Below are 17,988 nucleotides of genomic sequence, written 5' to 3' on the forward strand. Positions count from 1 at the left end.
TTACCTTCTTGGATGAGATTTGTCGTAAATCTCCATTAGCTTTTCCATGGAGATGTGAGTGTACTTCTGGGTCGTCGAAAGTTTCGAGTGACCGAGCAACTCCTGTATGGCCCGGAGGTCTGCCCCATTGTCGAGCATATGAGTTGCAAAAGAATGACGCACCCCGTGAAGTGCAAGGTTTTTGAAAAGATGGGCATGCAACTGGTGTTTCTTCATAATTTTCAAAAGTCCCCTATAAGAAAGCCGATATCCTCTCACGTTTACAAAAAAGGGGCCCTTTGTAAGATCCTTCCGTACCCTTCTCATTTCCGCCACATATTCGTTAACGGCATCTCGGGCCTTTTCCCCGAAGGGAATTATTCGCTCCTTACCGCCCTTTCCCTTGGCCTTTACCCACATTCCATCCATATGCAAATCTTCAACATTCGTGTTAAGCGCTTCCTGAGCCCTCATGCCTGTCGAATACATAAGTTCAAATATAGCCCTGTTCCTTAAGTTTATCCACCCGTCTCTGGGCAAATAGTCAAGGAAGTGAAACATTTCGTCAATAGTATAGAACTTCGGAAGATGTTTCTCTATCCTAGGATTTTTGATTACCAGCGCCGTATTCTCCTCGATGTATCCCTTTTTCTTCAGAAACCTGAAGAATACTTTTATTGATGACACCTTTCTCGAAAGAGAGGATTTCTTTAGTCCCTTGTATATGCTTACGATATAGGCCCGTATCACATGGTGGTCCACCACTCCAAAGGAGCCTTTCTCCACAAAAGAAACAAAGTCGTCTATGTCTCCTCTGTACGCCCTTTCAGTATTGAACGCCACGCCCTTTTCAACGTTCAGATATCTGTAAAACTCCTTGGACAACACCCTTACCGTATGTTTATCCATAAGACTATTATTCTATTATATTTTCCCAAATAATCAAGCAAATTGGTAGCGGATCCGGTAAAACCGGTCTGCGGTAAGGCATATTCCCATAAGCGACCCCGCAAAATTATGCTGGTCTAGGGAAGGTTTCTCTCGTGAGCGTTCATGAGATATTTCTGTAGGGATTTGATCAGAATTGCAACGTTAAATCTCTCCTGTAAATATCTGATAAACAGAGCAAACACAGTCATGTATACTACTGCCAAGCTGCAAGAACTCACCATTGCGCCTCCTTTTTATAGATTAATAGTGGCGGTGGAATAAGGACTTGTCAAACTGATGCCCCAACAATCAATCCCCCGTTGGCCCCTCCGGATAGGGATGAGAGCGCTTGGCGGTAGCGCCAGATTCCATCACCAGCGATGGTAAGTAAATTATACCAATCACTTATAAGGACCTCTTTCTATGGGACAGGTATCGGGAAGAGAATCTTGGACGACCTCTCCTGCTCTTTTTTATGTCTTGCCAATTCTTAAGCGCGTAAAGAGCATTGGGTCTCGCCAAGGATGGGTATTCGTAGTATGAGAAACCTCTCCATAAATGGTACATGCCCATAATGTCATGGAGTTTGCGCCTTTAGAGGATAAGACCCTATCCCTTAAAAAGAGGCATATGACATGCCGTAATAGACGAAACGGGAGAGAAAGGTCCGCCGACGTATAAAGGATACCGGTATAGAAGGCCAGGGGAGAGGAGGGGGTGGGGGGGATACTGCATTGAATAGAAATCTGTAATATGTTATAAATCAGCGATGTATATTGATTCGCATTGCCATCTGGAGATTGAAAAGTTTGACAAAGACAGAGATCAGGTAATTTCAAAAAGCCTGGCAGAGGGCCTCATCTATATACTTACAGTCGGCACTGAAGAACAGTACTTCGGGAAAGTAGTTGAGCTGGTGGATATGTATCCCGAAATATACGGGGCTGTCGGAATTCATCCTCACAATGCCAAAGATTATACAGATCAAATGGCCGAAAAACTGCGCGTCACCCTAACGCATCCGAAAATTGTTGCCTTAGGTGAGATCGGTCTTGATTTCTTCAAAAATCACTCTCCAAGGTCCGCGCAATTGAAAACCTTTGAAGGGCAAATGGAACTGGCATGCAGGGAAAAAATTCCTGTAATCATACATTCGCGAAGCGCTCAGCAAGAGACACTCACGGTTTTGAAAAAATTTGTGGAAGGTTTGCCTGCAGGCGGAGTTATCCACTGTTTTTCATACGATCTCCATGCGGCAAAGGAATTCTTGGACTTGGGGTTCTTCCTTTCTATTCCGGGAACGATAACATATACAAAAAATACTTCCCTGATTGATGCGGCGAAATATATCCCCTTGGATAGAATACTCATAGAGACGGATGCACCATTTCTTGCTCCGGTACCTCACAGAGGCAAGAGAAATCTCCCGCACTTAGTGAAAATCATCGCTGAATCAGTAGCGCAAATTAAAAACATGACTGTGGAGGATTTATCATTCAATGTCCGGCGCAATTTTGAAACACTTTTTCTACCTGGCTCAAAGGAGGCGCCACATTGAAACCTGCGGTGATCATTGTTGATATGCTGGAAGGCAACTACAGGAAAGATCGGACGGGAGATCGTGAGGAAGAAAAGATCATAATTCCGGTAAGGGATTTCCTTAAAGACTGCCGAAAAGCTTTGATCCCGGTCATTTTTTCCTGTGACAGTTTTCTTGAGGGTGATTTCATATTCCGCGGGAGAATGAAGCCTCACAGTCTGAGAGGAACGGACGGAACCAAACCTCTTTCCGATCTTGAGCCGCAAGAAAACGACATTATCCTCGAAAAGAGAAGGTTCAGCGCATTTTTTAAAACGGACCTAGACCAGACGTTGAGGACGATGAATATTGACACAGTGGCAGTTGCAGGAGTAAATACTCATTTCTGTGTTCTTGCGACTGCTTTCGATGCTATTTGCAATGATTTTTATACCATTATTCTAGATGATCTGAGTGCGGCGCACAAAAAGAAGATTCACGAAAATTTCATGGATGCCTATAGAAACTCTGCAATCTATCCGATCTTCAAAGTCATGCGTTCCGCCGAGTTTCTGGAAACTGCCATGGCCGGGCGGGTCTAAGACTGTTCCGGCATAGACCGGCCAATTGTTTTGGGGTTAAACCTTTATCGTTATGCGAAAACCGATATCTAAAAAGAGACTTATTGTTACGGCGTGTATTCTTATTGCCCTTTTTGGAGGCAGTCTCCTAGCGTTTCACATGTTTACAAAGAAGATCGACTTGGAAAAACAACCGGTCTCTGTTCAAAAGGAGGTTTTGGTCCTGTTCTGTCCGAACGTCGAGGGGATGCTCAAGAAAAAAAGTTTGGAAATAGACAATGACCTGTCGGAAAGAGCTAAGGCCGAAATGATCATTGCAGAGCTTAAAAAGGCGAACGCGGTACCAGATGCACTGTCGGTTCGCGATGTGGCCACAGGCTCGGAAGGGGTCGTCTATCTCAACCTGTCCCATAATATCAAAAACGAGGAAATGAGCACAGCGCAGGGGATCACTGCACTTTATTCTATTATAAATTCACTCCTCTCGAATTTCAAAAACTCGAAACAAGTCCAGCTCCTTGTGGAGGGGCAGGTGTTCCATACAGTAAACGGCGTGCTCTACACTTACGACCCGATCGAATTCAACAACAACATAGTGGAGGAATAAATGATCGATCCAAAGATAATCCGAGAGAAAACCGATATGGTCAACCAGGCCCTAAAGGACCGAGGTGCGACTTTCGATATGGACAATCTGCTTTTGATCGACGGTAAACGCAGATCCCTCATACAGGAAAGTGAAAAATTGAAAAATTCGAAAAATGCGCTCTCCGGCGAGATAGCGAGATTGAGAAAAACGGGAGACGCTGCGACGGAAAAGATTGAACATCTGAGAACCATTGGGAAAAACATAGAAGATCTGGAAAAAGAATTAAAAACAGTGGAAGAACAGTGGGATAACATGGTCCTTCTGCTGCCTAATATTCCTCACGAAAGCGTTCCCATGGGAACGAGCGATGATAACAATCCGGTTGTCAAGACCTGGGGTCATAAGCCTACTTTTGACTTTACACCCCTCGCCCATTGGGATCTTGGCAAAAAACTTGATATTCTGGATTTCAAAAGAGCGGCTAAGATCACGGGTTCAAGGTTTACCCTGTATAAATCTTTCGGTGCACTCCTTGAGAGAGCATTAATCAACTTCATGCTGGATATTCACACAATAGAACATTCCTACACCGAAATTCTTCCGCCTTTTATAGTGAATCGTGAGGCAATGACAGGTACCGGCCAGCTCCCAAAATTTGAGGAAGAGCTTTTCAAGCTTGAAGGGGTGGACTATTTTCTTGTTCCTACAGCTGAGGTACCCGTCACGAATATTCATAACAATGAGATACTTAGAGAGGAAGATTTGCCCATAAAGTATGTGGCTTACACTCCTTGCTTCAGAAAAGAAGCGGGAGCTCACGGGAAAGATACAAGGGGGCTTACGAGACAGCACCAGTTCAACAAGGTGGAGTTGGTAAAATTTTCTCTTCCCGACAACTCCTATGATGAACTAGAGAAGCTTCTTCTTGACGCAGAGGATATCCTTAAGCGTCTCAATATACATTACAGGGTTTCGGCGCTCTGCACCGGTGATCTGGGATTTTCTTCGTCAAAGACTTATGATATTGAAGTGTGGCTGCCAGGACAGGACATTTACCGGGAGATATCCTCATGCAGCAATTTCGATAACTTCCAGTCCAGAAGAGCGAAAATCAGATACAGAAAAGGGTCCGGTAAGATTGACCTCGTTCATACTTTAAATGGTTCGGGTCTTGCCATTGGCAGGACCGTAATGGCCGTAATGGAAAATTATCAGTGTCCCGACGGCTCAATTACGGTGCCAGAAGTCTTGAGGCCTTATATGCACGGGATAACTAAGTTTCCTGTGTAGAAAGAAGTTTCTCCAGTTCTTCGAGAATAACTGGATCATTTTCCATCTCGATTATGTCGGCCAGCAGATTCTTCGGATTTTTGCGAAGAAGGGAACGGAAAAACCCAATGGCCCTGAACCTTAACTCCCTATCCCCATTCTCCTTCAATGTCCGCATGAGGGCGATGATTCTTCTCCTTTTTCCGGTGCTCCCAATACCTATGACAATAAGATCTTTGAGCTCCTGGACACTTTCTTTCTTAAGATGCATGAGCAACGGATTAACCATTTTCTTATCGTGCAGATCCAGAAGAAGTCTGATGGCATCTGCTCTTTTCCTTACATCGTTAGAATCCATCAGTTTGAGAATGGGCTGAATATTGATCCCGCTGCTGTCACGCCTCGCCTTTTCGACAAAAAGCTGGTAATTCTCTCCCGCAGAAATCAGGCTGGCTAAAATGCGCCCCATGTCTTCTTTTGAGAAAGCCATCCCCTCTGAACACGCCCGGATAAGGTCCAACTGGGTCCCATTGAGTAAAGAATCGTCCATGGATGACCACTTTAGGATTTCCCGAACCTTTTTCTTCCCTTCGAATTGTTTGAGCTCAAGGATATTGAAAAGTGGTTCCATCAGAAAACGGCTTCTCAGGGAAAAATAGGCGGACCCGGATGATTCATCCCGCAGCACCAGTCCTTTTTGCGTCAAGAGATCAAGGTGCTGAAGAACCTGCGCGGAAGGGAGGTATGACTCAAAACAGATATCATCGGCCGTATAGCGCTTCAGATGCCTCTCATTTACGTCTATGAGGGTATTCAATACAGCCCTCAACTCATTGATATCGTCCAGACCGACAAAAATATCTTTGAGCGCGGCTTCAATGGTGATTCCTCTGACAAACAGTTCACATTCCGCCGGTGTGTAATGCGCTCTTTTGTCCCACTCAGTATTTGCCTCCTGTCCGTACATGCGGAGCGCCACTTCGCTGTCCAGAGGTTTCAACTCATAAAGAGCTGACATGGCCGTCCTGCTAAAAAAAGCAGACCATTCGAAAAACGTTCCTTTGTCACCTGATACGATAACGTAGCAATGTTCCCGAGCGAAGCAAAAATCCAAAAATCTCGCGAGTTTTTCTCTCTCTTTCTGGTCCAAGCCGGCTGTTCTCTCGAATCCGTCAAGTATGAACAGGATAGTTCCCTCGTCAAGAAGTCTGCTACAGAGCGAGATGATATCGAGGTCAGAATAGTCGTAATTCATCCGCGCACTGCAAACTCTGTCCCTGAGTTCACTAACCGGGTTTGCCCACACCTCGCAGTAAAATGCATTGGTAAATATAGTGGCGGCCTGCGAGAGAACAAAGGATTTCAGCATTGTACTCTTGCCGACAAACTCATCACCCACAACAATGGCGCAACCGTGGTCAAACACCCTGTCGAGCATCGAAGATGCCTCGGTCCACCTTTCTATAAGAGCTATTTCACGACCTGCATATGGAGAGAAGGCAGATCTTCCACAAAATAGCCTGGTATCGTCAAATTTGCAATTTATATCCCACTCAATTCTTCTATATTGAAACCCTAGTCTCCCGTTTACATTGTTTTTAAAGAACTCAAAGGTTTTTTCGACATAAACCTTCACCTTTTCAATTTGATGTGTCTCATAAGGCGATTCCGCAGTATAGCCAACCCTTACGACCCCTTCTCTGCTGCTGATTTCTAATGAAATTTTTTCCTTTCCAAGAATCAGTCTTGGACGTTGATACCTCCTGAGCCTTGCGCTGTCGAGGTCAGCGAAAAACACGTCAAGGAGGAAATGAGAGAAATTAAACAGATGCTCAATGACTTTAGTATTCCTGATAAGGGCCTTATTGCCTCCCTCAGTGATTACCCATTCCATGGGCATCTTCTTTAGAATATCGGAAAAACTCAGATAATTGATGATCTCGATAGCTTTCTCCGGTATTCCAAGCTCTCTTGCGATTCCATTGTTGACAAGTATCCTTTTCTGCGTGCTGTCAAGCGCATTGAATATATCACCGTTTCTGAACCATCTGCAACTACCGGTAAGTCCCGTATCATGAAGGTATAATGCACCCAGCAGCGCAAAGATCTCACCCGAAAACAGTTCCTCTTTGCGATCCCTAGGGTCCGGTATTATTCTTTCAACCAAGGATTTCAGATTTTCCACATGTTCTTTTAATGGAAGATTGATGGAAGGAAAAACATCCTGCTCACACAGGTCCTTAAGATCAAGGAATCTTTGATAAAGCTTTAATCCCCTCTCTTTTTCCTCAAGAACATCTTCGAGTCGAGCCTGCACGCCATCCCACTTAAATGCCAGATATCGTCAAAAAGGAGAGCAGGTCGGCTCTAAAGACAACAAGTAAATGACAGATGAACTCAACGGACCTTATTTCTCAATAGAAAAACGAGGGGACTAGCCACAAAAATTGACGAGTATGTACCTATAATGACACCAATGACGAGCGCCAATGAAAATTCAAAAAGCACCTTTCCACCAAGGACAAGGAGGGCGGCCAAAACAAGCAACACGGTTAGGGAGGTTACAATAGTCCTGCTCAAGACCTCATTTATACTCACATTTATCACTGCTCCCAGATCGGACTTAGATTTCATTTTCGCCATATTCTCTCTGATCCTGTCGAAAACCACAACCGTGTCGGTAAGCGAATAACCGGCAATTGTCAGGAGCGCGGTAATAAAAAGGATATTCATCTCCTCACCCAGAGCCCAAAAAATACCGAGCATGACAATCACGTCGTGGAATGTGGCGATAGCCGCCGCCAACCCGAACACATAGGTGAATCTCCATGCAATATAGATAATTATGCCTATCAGAGAGATTACTACTGCGATAATGGCATTCTTTTTCAGCGTCTTCCCAACTGACGAACCAACCATGTTGCTTCCGAGGATCTCATATTTCTTTCCCGTCAGTTTGGTGGAAATAACCTGTCCGACAATGTCCTGTACTTTTTCTTTTTCCGTGTCGGTCATTTTTGTTTTTACAAGAAATTCTCCAGTCCCGCTCACTTCCTGTATTTGCACGTCACGCAAACCTCCGTCGGTCAGGGCATCCCTCAGATCGCCTATACTTACGACATCAGCAAATTTTATCTGCAGACTGGTTCCCCCTGTGAAATCAATACTCATATTAGCCTTACCGAAGGATATCATCACAAAAGCTACAAGACCGAGACATAACAAAACCGCTGAAATGGCGAAGGTTTTATTTCTGATGCCGATAAAATCTAAATTTGTATTCTTTAGGATCTCCCTGAACTCCATCAGATGCTAAGGCTCCTTGGTTTGTATTTGACCACTATCCAATCAAAGATGACCTTCGATCCGAAGACCGCAGTAAAGAGGTTAATAATAATACCCACGCTTAGCGTTACTGCAAAGCCTTTGATCGGTCCCGTGCCGAAAATAAACATGATGAAAGTCGTAATGAGGGTGGTAATGTGGGCATCAAAGATTGTCAACCATGCCTTGGAGTACCCTCCGTCAATGGCAGCCCGAACCGTTTTGCCGAGCCTCAACTCCTCTCTGATTCTTTCAAAAATGAGAACATTGGTGTCCACGCCTATCCCCATAGTAAGGATAATTCCTGCAATGCCAGGAAGGGTCATGGTTGCCTTGAGAGCCGCGAAAGCACCAAGTAGATAGATAAGGTTGAGGAAAAGAGCGATATCAGCTACAACCCCCGAATATCTGTAGTAGAATACCATGAAAATTATCACAAGAATAGCCCCGAGGGCCGCTGCCTGCATTCCCTTGCGAATGGAATCTTGGCCCAAGGTAGGCCCAATGGTAATATTCTGAATCACCTTAACTGGAGCGGGAAGTGCTCCAGCCCGCAAAACAATTGCCAGATCCTTCGCCTCATCCATTGTAAAACTGCCACTTATCTGCGCCCTACCTCCTGAAATTCTCTCCCTCACGACAGGAGCTGAATAGACAGTATTGTCAAGAACAATAGCAACTCTTTTACCGGTATTCTCACCCGTAATTTTGTCAAAGAGCCGTGCGCCTTCACTGTTGAATTCTAAGTCAACCCTGATCTCGGCTCCCATTCCGGATCCTATTCCAACTTTCGCATTGGTAAGGAGATCCCCCGTAAGCAACGCCTGCTTCTTCACAAGGATCGGTGTAGTAGTGACGATGCCTGTTTCCCGGTTTCTTTTCTTCTCCGTTAGAAGTTCATCCCCTTCAGGAACGGCGCCCGATGTAGCATTTGCTGCATTTTCCTCATCTACGAGCTTAAATTCCAGTTGTGCTGTTTTTCCAATAAGTTCAAGGGCACGATCATGATCCTCTACTCCAGGCAACTGCACGAGTATCTCATTCTGGCCCTGTTGCACGATAACAGGTTCAGTCACTCCAAATTGGTCAATCCTGTTTCTGATAGTCTCAAGAGCCTGACGGACAGCATTTTCTTTGATGTTGGAAATCTCCTTGTCAAGCCACACAAATTCAGCGGTAAAATTGTCACCATCAACCCGGGTTGTCTCCGCCTTCAAATCAGGAAATTCCTTTCCTACCAAATTATACAGTTTTTCCTTCTGGTCGGCCTTCACGGTAACAACGACGGCGTTCCCTTTTTTGTCAAGGGCAAGAAACCTTATACTGTCTCGTATCATTCCGTCCTTAAAGCCGTTGAACTTTCTTTCCAAAAGGTTCTGCATCATTTTGACCGTGTCAAGCTCAAGAAGCAGATGCATACCTCCCTTGAGGTCAAGCCCTAGATGTATTTTTTCCGAAGGCAGATATTGCTTCAATGCGCCTTGCGGCTCATATACATTGGGGAGACAATATATCACCGACACCACAAGGAATACCACGATAAGAACTGCTCTAATCTTCAATGACTTTAGCACTTAGGACCTCATAAATTCTTTGCCATGAAAAAGTATATCAAAATTATCTTTATCCGGTTCTTTTGTCAAGAAAATTTTCTGGTAAAAGGCCGATAATCGGCACTTCCCGGCAAGACACTGCAGTTATTTTGTGAAATGGAGCGAACGGAGAAAGTACGCATTACCTTCAGTACAGCTGTGAAGAGTTTGCATGAAATCAATAATTTTGATGACACAAACAATAATCTGCCTCTCCACCTGAGAAATTGCCTTTTTATCTTCCAAGGGCGTGTACCCGTCCATCATGGCAAGGCTGCTTATTTTCTTGAACTCTCCGGTCAGTTGGTATTAGGCGTCTCTTTATTTGTCCCATATTACAAATAAAGATGCGACAGTTCATTTGAATAGTTTGCAAGGATGATCGGACGAGACCACGAACTTACCGCGATACGGACTCTTCCAAAATAGACTAAAATATCTGCGAAAGCAACATGAGGCAAGCTTTTTCATCGGCGGCTGCAATGAAGCACGTTCAAACTTCCTCGCGCTCCACAATTTTTTCATTGTTAAAAGCAATATCTCCAAGGTTAGATAAACGGCTGCAACGCTCAACATTTCTTCCGGCAACACCGGACGATTTCACATGGAGTAAATTTCTAGCAAGCTTGTGGTGATGTGTTGGCATGAAAACGGATATATGGAACGGCCACTCTTCAATGATATGCTCGAACAAAACGACCTCCTTCATCATCTCCCCATACAGCGATGATGAAGGAGGTCTGAAATTATCACTGGTTACTATCCCTTAAAAAATCGCACCCGGCAGTCTATTTCTGCTCTTTAATTGAGATCAATTCAACATCAAAAATGAGAGTGGCATTCGGGCCTATCATATTCCCTGCCCCTCTCTCGCCATAGGCGAGGTTAGAAGGGATAAACAACTGCCATTTTGCCTCTGTTTTCATCTTCTGTAACGCCTCGGTCCAGCCTGCAATTACACCATTTACCTGAAAACTGGCAGGCTCTCCGCGCTTAAAAGAACTATCAAATTCAGTACCATCTATAAGAGTGCCTCGATAGTTCACGGTAACCTTATCCGTCGCTTTCGGCATCTTACCCGTTCCTTCTTTAATTACTTTATACTGAAGCCCGCTCGGTAAAGTGATGATGTCTGGTTTCTTCTTATTCTCGGCAAGAAATGTTTCTCCTTTCGTTTTATTTTCTTCCGAAAGTTTTTTCATTCTCTCTGTCTGTTTGGTCACCATCTCTTTCTGAAAATTCTGCATCGTATCGCGAATTTCCTGTTCCGTGAGCAATAACTTGCCACCGGACATTGCATCTTTTATGCCTTGCCCCAAAACCGCGGGATCAACGTCAATCGGCTGCCTCTTGAGGGTATTTCCGATATCGACACCGATAGAATAGCTGACTTTCTCTTTTGGGCTCTTCAAGCCCCCCTGGCCTTGCGCACCCGCTTGACTTGCTAATAACAGAATCGCTAAAATCGCTACCAGCTTTAGTTTCATAAACGCTCCTTTTCAAACATGTGGTTTGTTGGCACTTTTCCGGACACGTATCACATGGCTGAACCCCCGGAAATCCATGTAAATTTTAATATAAGCTCTTGCCTCCTTGTTGTCAAATAATGCAGATGACATTAAGATGCACATTCAGTCTCTTGTGCCTGATTTTCCGCGAATACTTGAATGACCTCCCCTCTCCTTATCAGATCTTATCTAGATTCAAAGTGTGTAAAGAGTATGGGGTCCCGCCGGAGATAGAAGCGGCAAAGAGACTTCATCCTCTATGGGAGGCTCATGACACGCCGTAATAGACGAAACAGGAGAGGACCTCCCTATCCTGATATATAAGGTAATACTGGGATAGGCACAGTTAGAGAGAGGGGGGAGAGAAGGTAAAAAAAGAGAGAGGAGACCTTGGTCCGGAAAAATTGACAGAGACCGGAGAAAAAGTATAGATTACATTAATATACAAATGTCCGGTACGGGCAATCTACCAAAGAAGATATGAGCATACTAGCTGACATAAAAAGACTGGGCTTCAAACTCGAAGATGCCGACAAGGACGAGATCGACAAGATATTGCAGCGGATAGGAAAGCAGATAAAAGATAAAGACGTGCGAAACGCTATAATTGAAGGTGAAATTGGCGATTTCCTGAACGCTTGGCGGCCAGACATCATGGACGAGCTCGTCAAAGACCGCCAGCGACAGGTCAATGAGTGGGTAAAGACGACCCAGAGAAAGTACGACGAAAAGGGCAACAGGGTCTGTGAAGAGCAATTTTGTCCCTCTACCAACGGGGTCACCCAATGCATATACTGCGGCAAGTTTATCTGCAAGGAACACAATTACAAAAAAGATTCCATTGTCTGCTACGACTGCTTTGCAGAGAAATACGGAAAAGAAAATGCCTGACTCACGCCCTCTCACAAACCATGGATGGCTTTAAGCAGGTTCCACTGCTGCACCCGCCATGTACGTATGCTTGGGCGTGCACGACGGGGTGGGACGGGGTGATTCGTTTGACCCTCCTGTGAGGACAAGCTCTTTTGTGGAGGCCTATCTTCGTGCATAAAAATTACGAGCGGCTTTTCCTCATCCTCCATACTCATGGTCTTTCTTAATTACCACATGCTCGTCCAATTTCCGTTCTCCGGCGGATACCCCACCCAGCGCCGCCCTCGTCCTTATAATTTTTAAGAGTGTTCTGTGAATTCTGCCCCGGCTTCGCTCATGGCTCTGACTGGTAGGCATGACAAAGCTTTTGTCTTTGGACGTCTCCCGTCTTCTTCTCTGACAGGGACTACCGGAAATATTGTAGACTATGAACTCAATTGAGCTGAAAGCCATGACAAAAGAAAGTAAACAGCGAATAGCCAAAAAAACAGTGCAGAGTGCGGAGCGAATGGTAACGCGAGGGATGACCTACAGTCTAAAAATAGTCTTGGTAGCTTAACGACAAGGTATCAAAAAGTCAGGAGAGTAAGGAGTAACCGACACTGCATGTCGGCTCAACCACGTTTTAACCGTGATCACACCCGGCCAGGCGACGGCAAGCTGTGGCAAGCTCATCGTACCGCCAAAAGAACTCGTAATTTTCTCCTTCAATTTTCCAACACAAAGATGACGTCCAGCGTAACTCTGAATTCGGTAATTTTCCCATCCTCCACGCTACAGCGTTGTTCTTTCACCCTTAAGCCAGTGATACCCCTCAGCGTCTTGGACGCTCTCTTGCAACCGACCATAACGGCATCGTCAAAACTCTTGGTCGATCCAGCAATTATTTCCGTTACCCTTGCCACCCTGCCATCAGATCTCACGTGTAAACCTCCCGTAGTTAATGTTGACGCTTTGTTGATAATTTTCTACAGCTTAGCAAAGAAATGCAAAAAGGGTCAACTATTTTTCTGAACCTGTTCCAACACAATTCAGAGAAGGGGGTGATCCAGCAAGACCAGGCAAGGACAAGCGCCGGATCGTGAAACCGATAAGGAGTTGCCAAGAAACCCTCTATTGCTTATACTACAAACACAACCGCCCATCCCCTGACTGGTTCTTTACCAAGAAGGACTGGATGTGGACCTCTTCTCCTGATTTGTCGGAGGAAAAAAATAAGGAGGTTGCAGTGCTTACCGAACTGGAGCTTGAAAAATACGCCGATATAATTATATGGGGACTTAAGACGGCACGAACCGGAAAATTTGCTAAGAACGACGTGGTGCTTCTTCAATACGATCCTCTCGCAATTACCCTTGCTGAGATCGTCTACGGGAAGCTTCTTGATCTCGGACTCAATCCGGTGCAAAGGATGGGGATGACTTATGGCATGGAACAGACGTTTTACAGAAAGGCAAAGAAGAATCAGCTCATTTTTACAACCCCAGGAGAAAAAGACTTCTATGAAAACCTTCACGGGAGAATATATCTCAGAGCCCCCGAATCCCTTACACACCTTAAGGATATAGATCCCATCAAGATAGGTAAATTTCTCATTTCGAGAAAACCATTCAGGGATATATTAGAGAAGAGAGAGGCGAAAGGGCTTCACGGATGGACGCTGTGCACCGTCCCTACCTCGGAACTGGCGACGCAAGCCAGGGCTACCATGGAGGAATATACCGCGCAAATCATAAAGGCATGCTATCTTGACAAAAATGACCCTGTCAAAGAATGGGAATTGATTCACAAGGATGTGAGAGATATCAAAAAATGGCTAAACAGCCTGAAAATCGAACACCTTCACGTTGAATCAAAAAATGTGGACCTAAAGATTACCCCAGGGGAACATAGAAAATGGGCCGGCGTGTCCGGCCATAACCTGCCAAGTTTCGAGATCTTTCTTTCACCAGATTGGAGAGGGACCGAGGGGACCTATTATGCAAACCTCCCTTCTTTTAGAAGCGGCAATTACGTGGAAAGTGTCCGTATCGTGTTCAGGAAAGGTAAGGCGGTAAAAATCGCGGCTGAATCGGGAGGAGATTTCGCGGAAAAGCAAATGTCCATAGATAAAGGGGCATCGCGATTGGGTGAGTTTTCTCTCACGGACAAACGTTTTTCCAGGATTGATCGTTTTATGGCCGACACGCTCTTTGACGAAAATTTTGGCGGCGATAACGGTAACGTCCATGTTGCCATGGGCTCTTCCTACTCGGATACTTATGCGGGCAACCAGGAAGACATGACGAAGGAACTGAAGCAGAAGTTGGGTTTCAACGACTCCGCTTTGCATTGGGACCTTGTCAATACTGAAGATAAGACAGTCACCGCTCATCTCACCACAGGACAAAAAAAGGTGATCTATGAGAACGGCATGTTCAGGAACGGGTACTGAACAACAAAATACCATTCGAGGTATACGATGAAAAAAAAGATAGTGTCAATACTCACCATTGTAGCCGTCTTTCCGGCGCTGTTATTCATCGGCAGTTTTTCCTATGCGTTCAAGCAGGGCGACCTGGATAAACTCCGCTCGACAAGGGAGTGTCAATGGTGCGACCTGCACGGCGTGGACCTCTCCGGCGCAGATCTCGTTGGGGTAAACCTTTCTTCCGCCAATCTCACCGGGGCCCGGCTTTCAAAGGCCAATCTCACCGGGGCCAATCTCGCCGGCACATACCTGCGTAACTCAAATCTCGCCGGCGCGGACCTTACCAATGCATTCCTTAACAAAGCGAATCTCTCGGGCGCCGATGTGACGGATGTGAACCTTACGGGCACCGACATGTCTGAGGCGGTGTGGGCGGACGAGAAGAAGTGCATAAAGGGGTCTATCGGTGAGTGCAAATCCGCACGGTTATTTTAAGGACAGCCGACAAACCAATCTGTCATCATCCCATTGCCGCGCTTGTGGGCCTGAAGAGAGCCGTTCCGACAAAAGCGCCGCCCATTGAACGGGTCCTGGACGAAAAGAAAGGGAATAGCGACTACCGGCCTCCAGTGGATAGAAATTGAAATGACGGGGTTCCCCGGAAATCAGAGAGAGGTCATAAAGGATGAGGGCACCCAATACAGTATCTTCGTTTTGTTGCAATACTATGCTCCGGAAGATTCATTGTTTCGAAGAGATGGGGCATCATCAGACAGTTGACGACACAAACAAGTACGCCAATCTTGGCCTTGATTGATTCCTTGCCCAGTTTCTTTGCAAGTTTATGAGGTCTGGTCTGGGCCATGGCGTTGTCATCATAGGCAAACAAACCTCTCACAATCCCTGCAAGTCTCATGGGCGGAACGTGGTTAAGGAAACGCACACATCAATGACTTTCTCCGGTCTCCTCGTTTAGTAGTTGCCGCTATTTTCGTAATCGGCAAAGGCTAGTGGACGGCAAAGTCCACATCTTTCAGGTCATCTTAACCAGTATAGTCCCGCAAATCTTGATCTTTCTCGGCACAAAACGAGCACGGCACAATACAATTAAGAAGCGTACGATTTGGGCGGCCCATCAAAAAGTTGTCCAACAATTTTAAATAAAAACAGACAAACCTGAAAGAAGCCATTCTTTGCAGGCGCTTATGGACAGGCTTAAAAAAGCCAAAAGAAACCCCAAGGTTAAGCCTTTTGATAATACCTATAAGTTGGGAACGAAAGCAGATTAACAGTTAAAATATCGGAAGATTTATAGATCCAGGGGTTGACTGACTATACGGGAGTACTTACATTAAAGGTATAGAATAAGAGTGCTCATGCACGATATTCAAGACATTGCAGTGGGCTGCCATGAACACGTATGAGATAGGAAGGTAAGCCCTCGTTATCTGCAGATAATCAGGTCAGATGTCTTTCGCCGTATATCTTTGCACACTTTCCCATAGTGCGTTGATACGATTGGCTTATTTATTGCATGACAGGACTATACGGGACAAAGTAACACCCGAAACACACAATATCAGGGACTTTACTTCCCTGAAAAGGAGGGTTTCAAGATGAAAATCATAAGAAACATACCTTTATCCATATTCATTTTAGTAGCGCTAATGCTTACCATGACGCCATTCATGGAGTCTCCCGCATCTGCGGCAAAGGCGACACCCATGGTGGCCGCAGGAGGCGGCCATTCTATCGCACTGAAAGAAGACGGCACGGTGTGGGGCTGGGGATATAATGGCCACGGTCAACTCGGGGACGGCACCACTATCGATAAAACATACCCCGTGCAGGCTAAGGTCAAAGATAACGATGGCAAGTTAGTTCCGTTATCAGGTGTGACGGCTATCGCTGCGGGGGCCTCCAGCTCTTCCGCGCTTCAAAGTGACGGCACGGTGTGGACCTGGGGATATAATAATTTCGGTCAGTTGGGCGACGGCACCACTACTACGCGCACTACTCCGGTGCAGTTGAAGAATTTATCCGATGTGACGGCTATCGCTGCGCAATACTATAATTTTTTCGCGCTTAAAAAAGACGGCACGGTGTGGTCCTGGGGATGGAATCAATACGGTCAGCTGGGCAACGGGACAGTTGATAAGCCTAATGCCCTCTTTGCTCACCCTACCCCCGTGCAGGTGAAAAATTTATCCGATGTGAAGGCTATCGCTGCGGGATACACTCATTGCCTCGCGCTTAAAAAAGACGGCACGGTGTGGGGATGGGGCGGCAATGGGTTGGGTGAACTCGGCGACGGAACCAAAATTGATCAATATACCCCCGTACAGGTGCTGGTCAAAGATGACGATGACAAGTTAGTTCCGTTATTAGGTGTGACGGCTATAACCACGGAAAACCATCATTCCCTCGCGCTTGCAGAAGACAATACAGTGTGGGCCTGGGGATATAATTCTTTCGGTCAAATAGGCGACGGGACCAGCGGGACCTCTAATAATCGTTCTACCCCCGTGTTGGTATTGGGCGGTGAAAGCGGCAAGCAATATTTATCCGGTGTGACGGCTATGGTCACAGGAGAAGAACATTCTCTTACTCTGGACAAAGATGGAACAATGTGGGTCTGGGGATATAATAGTTACGGTCAATTGGGCGACGGGACCACTGCTAATAAACATACCCCCGTGAGAGGGTTATCCGATGTGGCGGCCCTGGGTGCAGGATTCTGGCATTCCCTTGCGCTGAAAAGCGACTGTACAGTATGGACTTGGGGAAGGAATGAATACGGTCAATTAGGCAATGGGACAGCTGATGGTCTTGCCCGTGTTGTCGCTCACCCCACCCCCATTAAGGTATTAGGCGGCGACACCGAAGACGATTATTTAAATCTTTGCACCCCTGACCCCGTCGACCCCAGAGATCTTACTGATGTTATTATAGATCTCACCGCGGGAGGCGATCATTCTTTAGCTCTTAAAGATGGTACAGTGCTTGCCTGGGGAAGAAATAATAATGGTCAGTTAGGGGATGGTACAAAGACTAATCGACGCACCTCCGTTCCGGTTCTGGTCAAAGGAGACGATGATACTTTAATCCCCTTATCCGGGGTTACTCACCTTACCGCGGGAGGCGATCATTCTTTAGCTCTTAAAGATGGTACAGTACTCTCTTGGGGATGGAACAGCTTCGGTCAGTTAGGTGATGGTACAAAGACCAGCCGACGCATGCCGGTTACGGTTAAAGTCAAAGGTCTGCCCTTATCCGATATTAAGGCTCTTGCCGGGGGAAGCTATCATTCTTTAGCTCTTAAAGAAGATGGTACGGTATGGTCCTGGGGAAGAAATAATAATGGTCAGTTAGGTGATGGTACAAAGACCAATCGGTTAACACCGGTTCAGGTTA

Annotated in this window: 16 protein-coding genes; 8 read left to right on the forward strand and 8 right to left on the reverse strand. The window is 45.8% G+C overall.

The window, feature by feature from the left end; all coding sequences use genetic code 11:
• Complete coding sequence (locus LBQ00_01795) at positions 1-888, reverse strand: tyrosine-type recombinase/integrase (protein ID MDR2017605.1); 888 nt, start codon at positions 886-888, stop codon at positions 1-3.
• Positions 889-1,678: 790 nt separating this feature from the next.
• Here LBQ00_01795 and LBQ00_01800 point away from each other — a divergent pair.
• From LBQ00_01800 to serS, 4 genes are read left to right on the forward strand one after another with little or no spacing between them, the layout of a single operon-like run.
• Complete coding sequence (locus tag LBQ00_01800; protein MDR2017606.1) at positions 1,679-2,467, forward strand: TatD family hydrolase; 789 nt, start codon at positions 1,679-1,681, stop codon at positions 2,465-2,467.
• On the forward strand, positions 2,464-3,030 hold the full coding sequence (locus LBQ00_01805) for a cysteine hydrolase (protein ID MDR2017607.1): 567 nt from the start codon (positions 2,464-2,466) through the stop codon (positions 3,028-3,030). The genes LBQ00_01800 and LBQ00_01805 overlap by 4 nt, the downstream gene beginning before the upstream one ends.
• A gap of 52 nt (positions 3,031-3,082) precedes the next feature.
• On the forward strand, positions 3,083-3,616 hold the full coding sequence (locus LBQ00_01810) for a GerMN domain-containing protein (protein ID MDR2017608.1): 534 nt from the start codon (positions 3,083-3,085) through the stop codon (positions 3,614-3,616).
• Positions 3,617-4,888, forward strand: coding sequence for a serine--tRNA ligase (gene serS / locus LBQ00_01815; protein MDR2017609.1), 1,272 nt, complete (start codon positions 3,617-3,619; stop codon positions 4,886-4,888).
• On the opposite strand, the gene LBQ00_01820 is transcribed toward serS, so the two are convergent.
• From LBQ00_01820 to LBQ00_01840, 5 genes are all read right to left on the reverse strand, one after another.
• Entirely contained in the window at positions 4,872-7,184 is a 2,313-nt protein-coding gene (locus LBQ00_01820; protein ID MDR2017610.1) for a hypothetical protein, read from the reverse strand. The two genes, serS and LBQ00_01820, sit on opposite strands and share 17 nt — an antisense overlap.
• 80 nt (positions 7,185-7,264) lie before the next feature.
• A complete protein-coding gene (secF, locus tag LBQ00_01825) occupies positions 7,265-8,173 on the reverse strand; it encodes a protein translocase subunit SecF (GenBank protein ID MDR2017611.1) in 909 nt (302 codons plus the stop codon).
• Entirely contained in the window at positions 8,173-9,765 is a 1,593-nt protein-coding gene (gene secD, locus LBQ00_01830; protein ID MDR2017612.1) for a protein translocase subunit SecD, read from the reverse strand. Before secD ends, secF begins: the two co-directional genes overlap by 1 nt.
• A 511-nt stretch (positions 9,766-10,276) precedes the next feature.
• Positions 10,277-10,477 carry a hypothetical protein gene (locus LBQ00_01835; GenBank protein MDR2017613.1) on the reverse strand — a complete coding sequence of 67 codons (201 nt, stop codon included), beginning with the start codon at positions 10,475-10,477 and terminating at the stop codon, positions 10,277-10,279.
• 94 nt (positions 10,478-10,571) lie between these two features.
• Positions 10,572-11,270 carry an FKBP-type peptidyl-prolyl cis-trans isomerase gene (locus tag LBQ00_01840; protein MDR2017614.1) on the reverse strand — a complete coding sequence of 233 codons (699 nt, stop codon included), beginning with the start codon at positions 11,268-11,270 and terminating at the stop codon, positions 10,572-10,574.
• A gap of 501 nt (positions 11,271-11,771) precedes the next feature.
• Here LBQ00_01840 and LBQ00_01845 point away from each other — a divergent pair.
• Positions 11,772-12,182: a hypothetical protein gene (locus tag LBQ00_01845; GenBank protein MDR2017615.1), complete on the forward strand. Its 411-nt coding sequence runs from the start codon at positions 11,772-11,774 to the stop codon at positions 12,180-12,182.
• Positions 12,183-12,871: 689 nt separating this feature from the next.
• On the opposite strand, the gene LBQ00_01850 is transcribed toward LBQ00_01845, so the two are convergent.
• Positions 12,872-13,087 (reverse strand): dodecin family protein, encoded by a 216-nt coding sequence (locus LBQ00_01850; protein ID MDR2017616.1) that lies wholly within the window; start codon positions 13,085-13,087, stop codon positions 12,872-12,874.
• A 254-nt stretch (positions 13,088-13,341) separates the two neighbouring features.
• On the opposite strand from LBQ00_01850, the gene LBQ00_01855 reads away from it, so the two are divergent.
• Both LBQ00_01855 and LBQ00_01860 read left to right on the forward strand, forming a co-directional pair.
• On the forward strand, positions 13,342-14,598 hold the full coding sequence (locus LBQ00_01855; protein ID MDR2017617.1) for an aminopeptidase: 1,257 nt from the start codon (positions 13,342-13,344) through the stop codon (positions 14,596-14,598).
• A gap of 27 nt (positions 14,599-14,625) precedes the next feature.
• On the forward strand, positions 14,626-15,069 hold the full coding sequence (locus tag LBQ00_01860; GenBank protein ID MDR2017618.1) for a pentapeptide repeat-containing protein: 444 nt from the start codon (positions 14,626-14,628) through the stop codon (positions 15,067-15,069).
• Positions 15,070-15,250: 181 nt separating this feature from the next.
• Here LBQ00_01860 and LBQ00_01865 read toward each other — a convergent pair whose 3' ends face one another.
• A complete protein-coding gene (locus LBQ00_01865) occupies positions 15,251-15,517 on the reverse strand; it encodes a hypothetical protein (GenBank protein ID MDR2017619.1) in 267 nt (88 codons plus the stop codon).
• A 673-nt stretch (positions 15,518-16,190) separates the two neighbouring features.
• Between LBQ00_01865 and LBQ00_01870 the strand changes: the two genes are divergently transcribed.
• The coding region (locus tag LBQ00_01870; GenBank protein ID MDR2017620.1) for a hypothetical protein at positions 16,191-17,988 on the forward strand (1,798 nt) is incomplete at its 3' end.

This window comes from Syntrophobacterales bacterium (genome assembly GCA_031274925.1).
Classification (GTDB): domain Bacteria; phylum Desulfobacterota; class Syntrophorhabdia; order Syntrophorhabdales; family Syntrophorhabdaceae; genus PNOM01.

Coding starts and splice junctions, on each gene's coding strand:
- LBQ00_01800 (MDR2017606.1), top strand. CDS start 1,679: ATGTATATTGATTCGCATTGCCATCTGGAGATTGAAAAGTTTGACAAA.
- LBQ00_01840 (MDR2017614.1), bottom strand. CDS start 11,270: ATGAAACTAAAGCTGGTAGCGATTTTAGCGATTCTGTTATTAGCAAGT.
- LBQ00_01860 (MDR2017618.1), top strand. CDS start 14,626: ATGAAAAAAAAGATAGTGTCAATACTCACCATTGTAGCCGTCTTTCCG.
- LBQ00_01845 (MDR2017615.1), top strand. CDS start 11,772: ATGAGCATACTAGCTGACATAAAAAGACTGGGCTTCAAACTCGAAGAT.
- LBQ00_01795 (MDR2017605.1), bottom strand. CDS start 888: ATGGATAAACATACGGTAAGGGTGTTGTCCAAGGAGTTTTACAGATAT.
- LBQ00_01855 (MDR2017617.1), top strand. CDS start 13,342: ATGTGGACCTCTTCTCCTGATTTGTCGGAGGAAAAAAATAAGGAGGTT.
- serS (MDR2017609.1), top strand. CDS start 3,617: ATGATCGATCCAAAGATAATCCGAGAGAAAACCGATATGGTCAACCAG.
- secF (MDR2017611.1), bottom strand. CDS start 8,173: ATGGAGTTCAGGGAGATCCTAAAGAATACAAATTTAGATTTTATCGGC.
- LBQ00_01810 (MDR2017608.1), top strand. CDS start 3,083: ATGCGAAAACCGATATCTAAAAAGAGACTTATTGTTACGGCGTGTATT.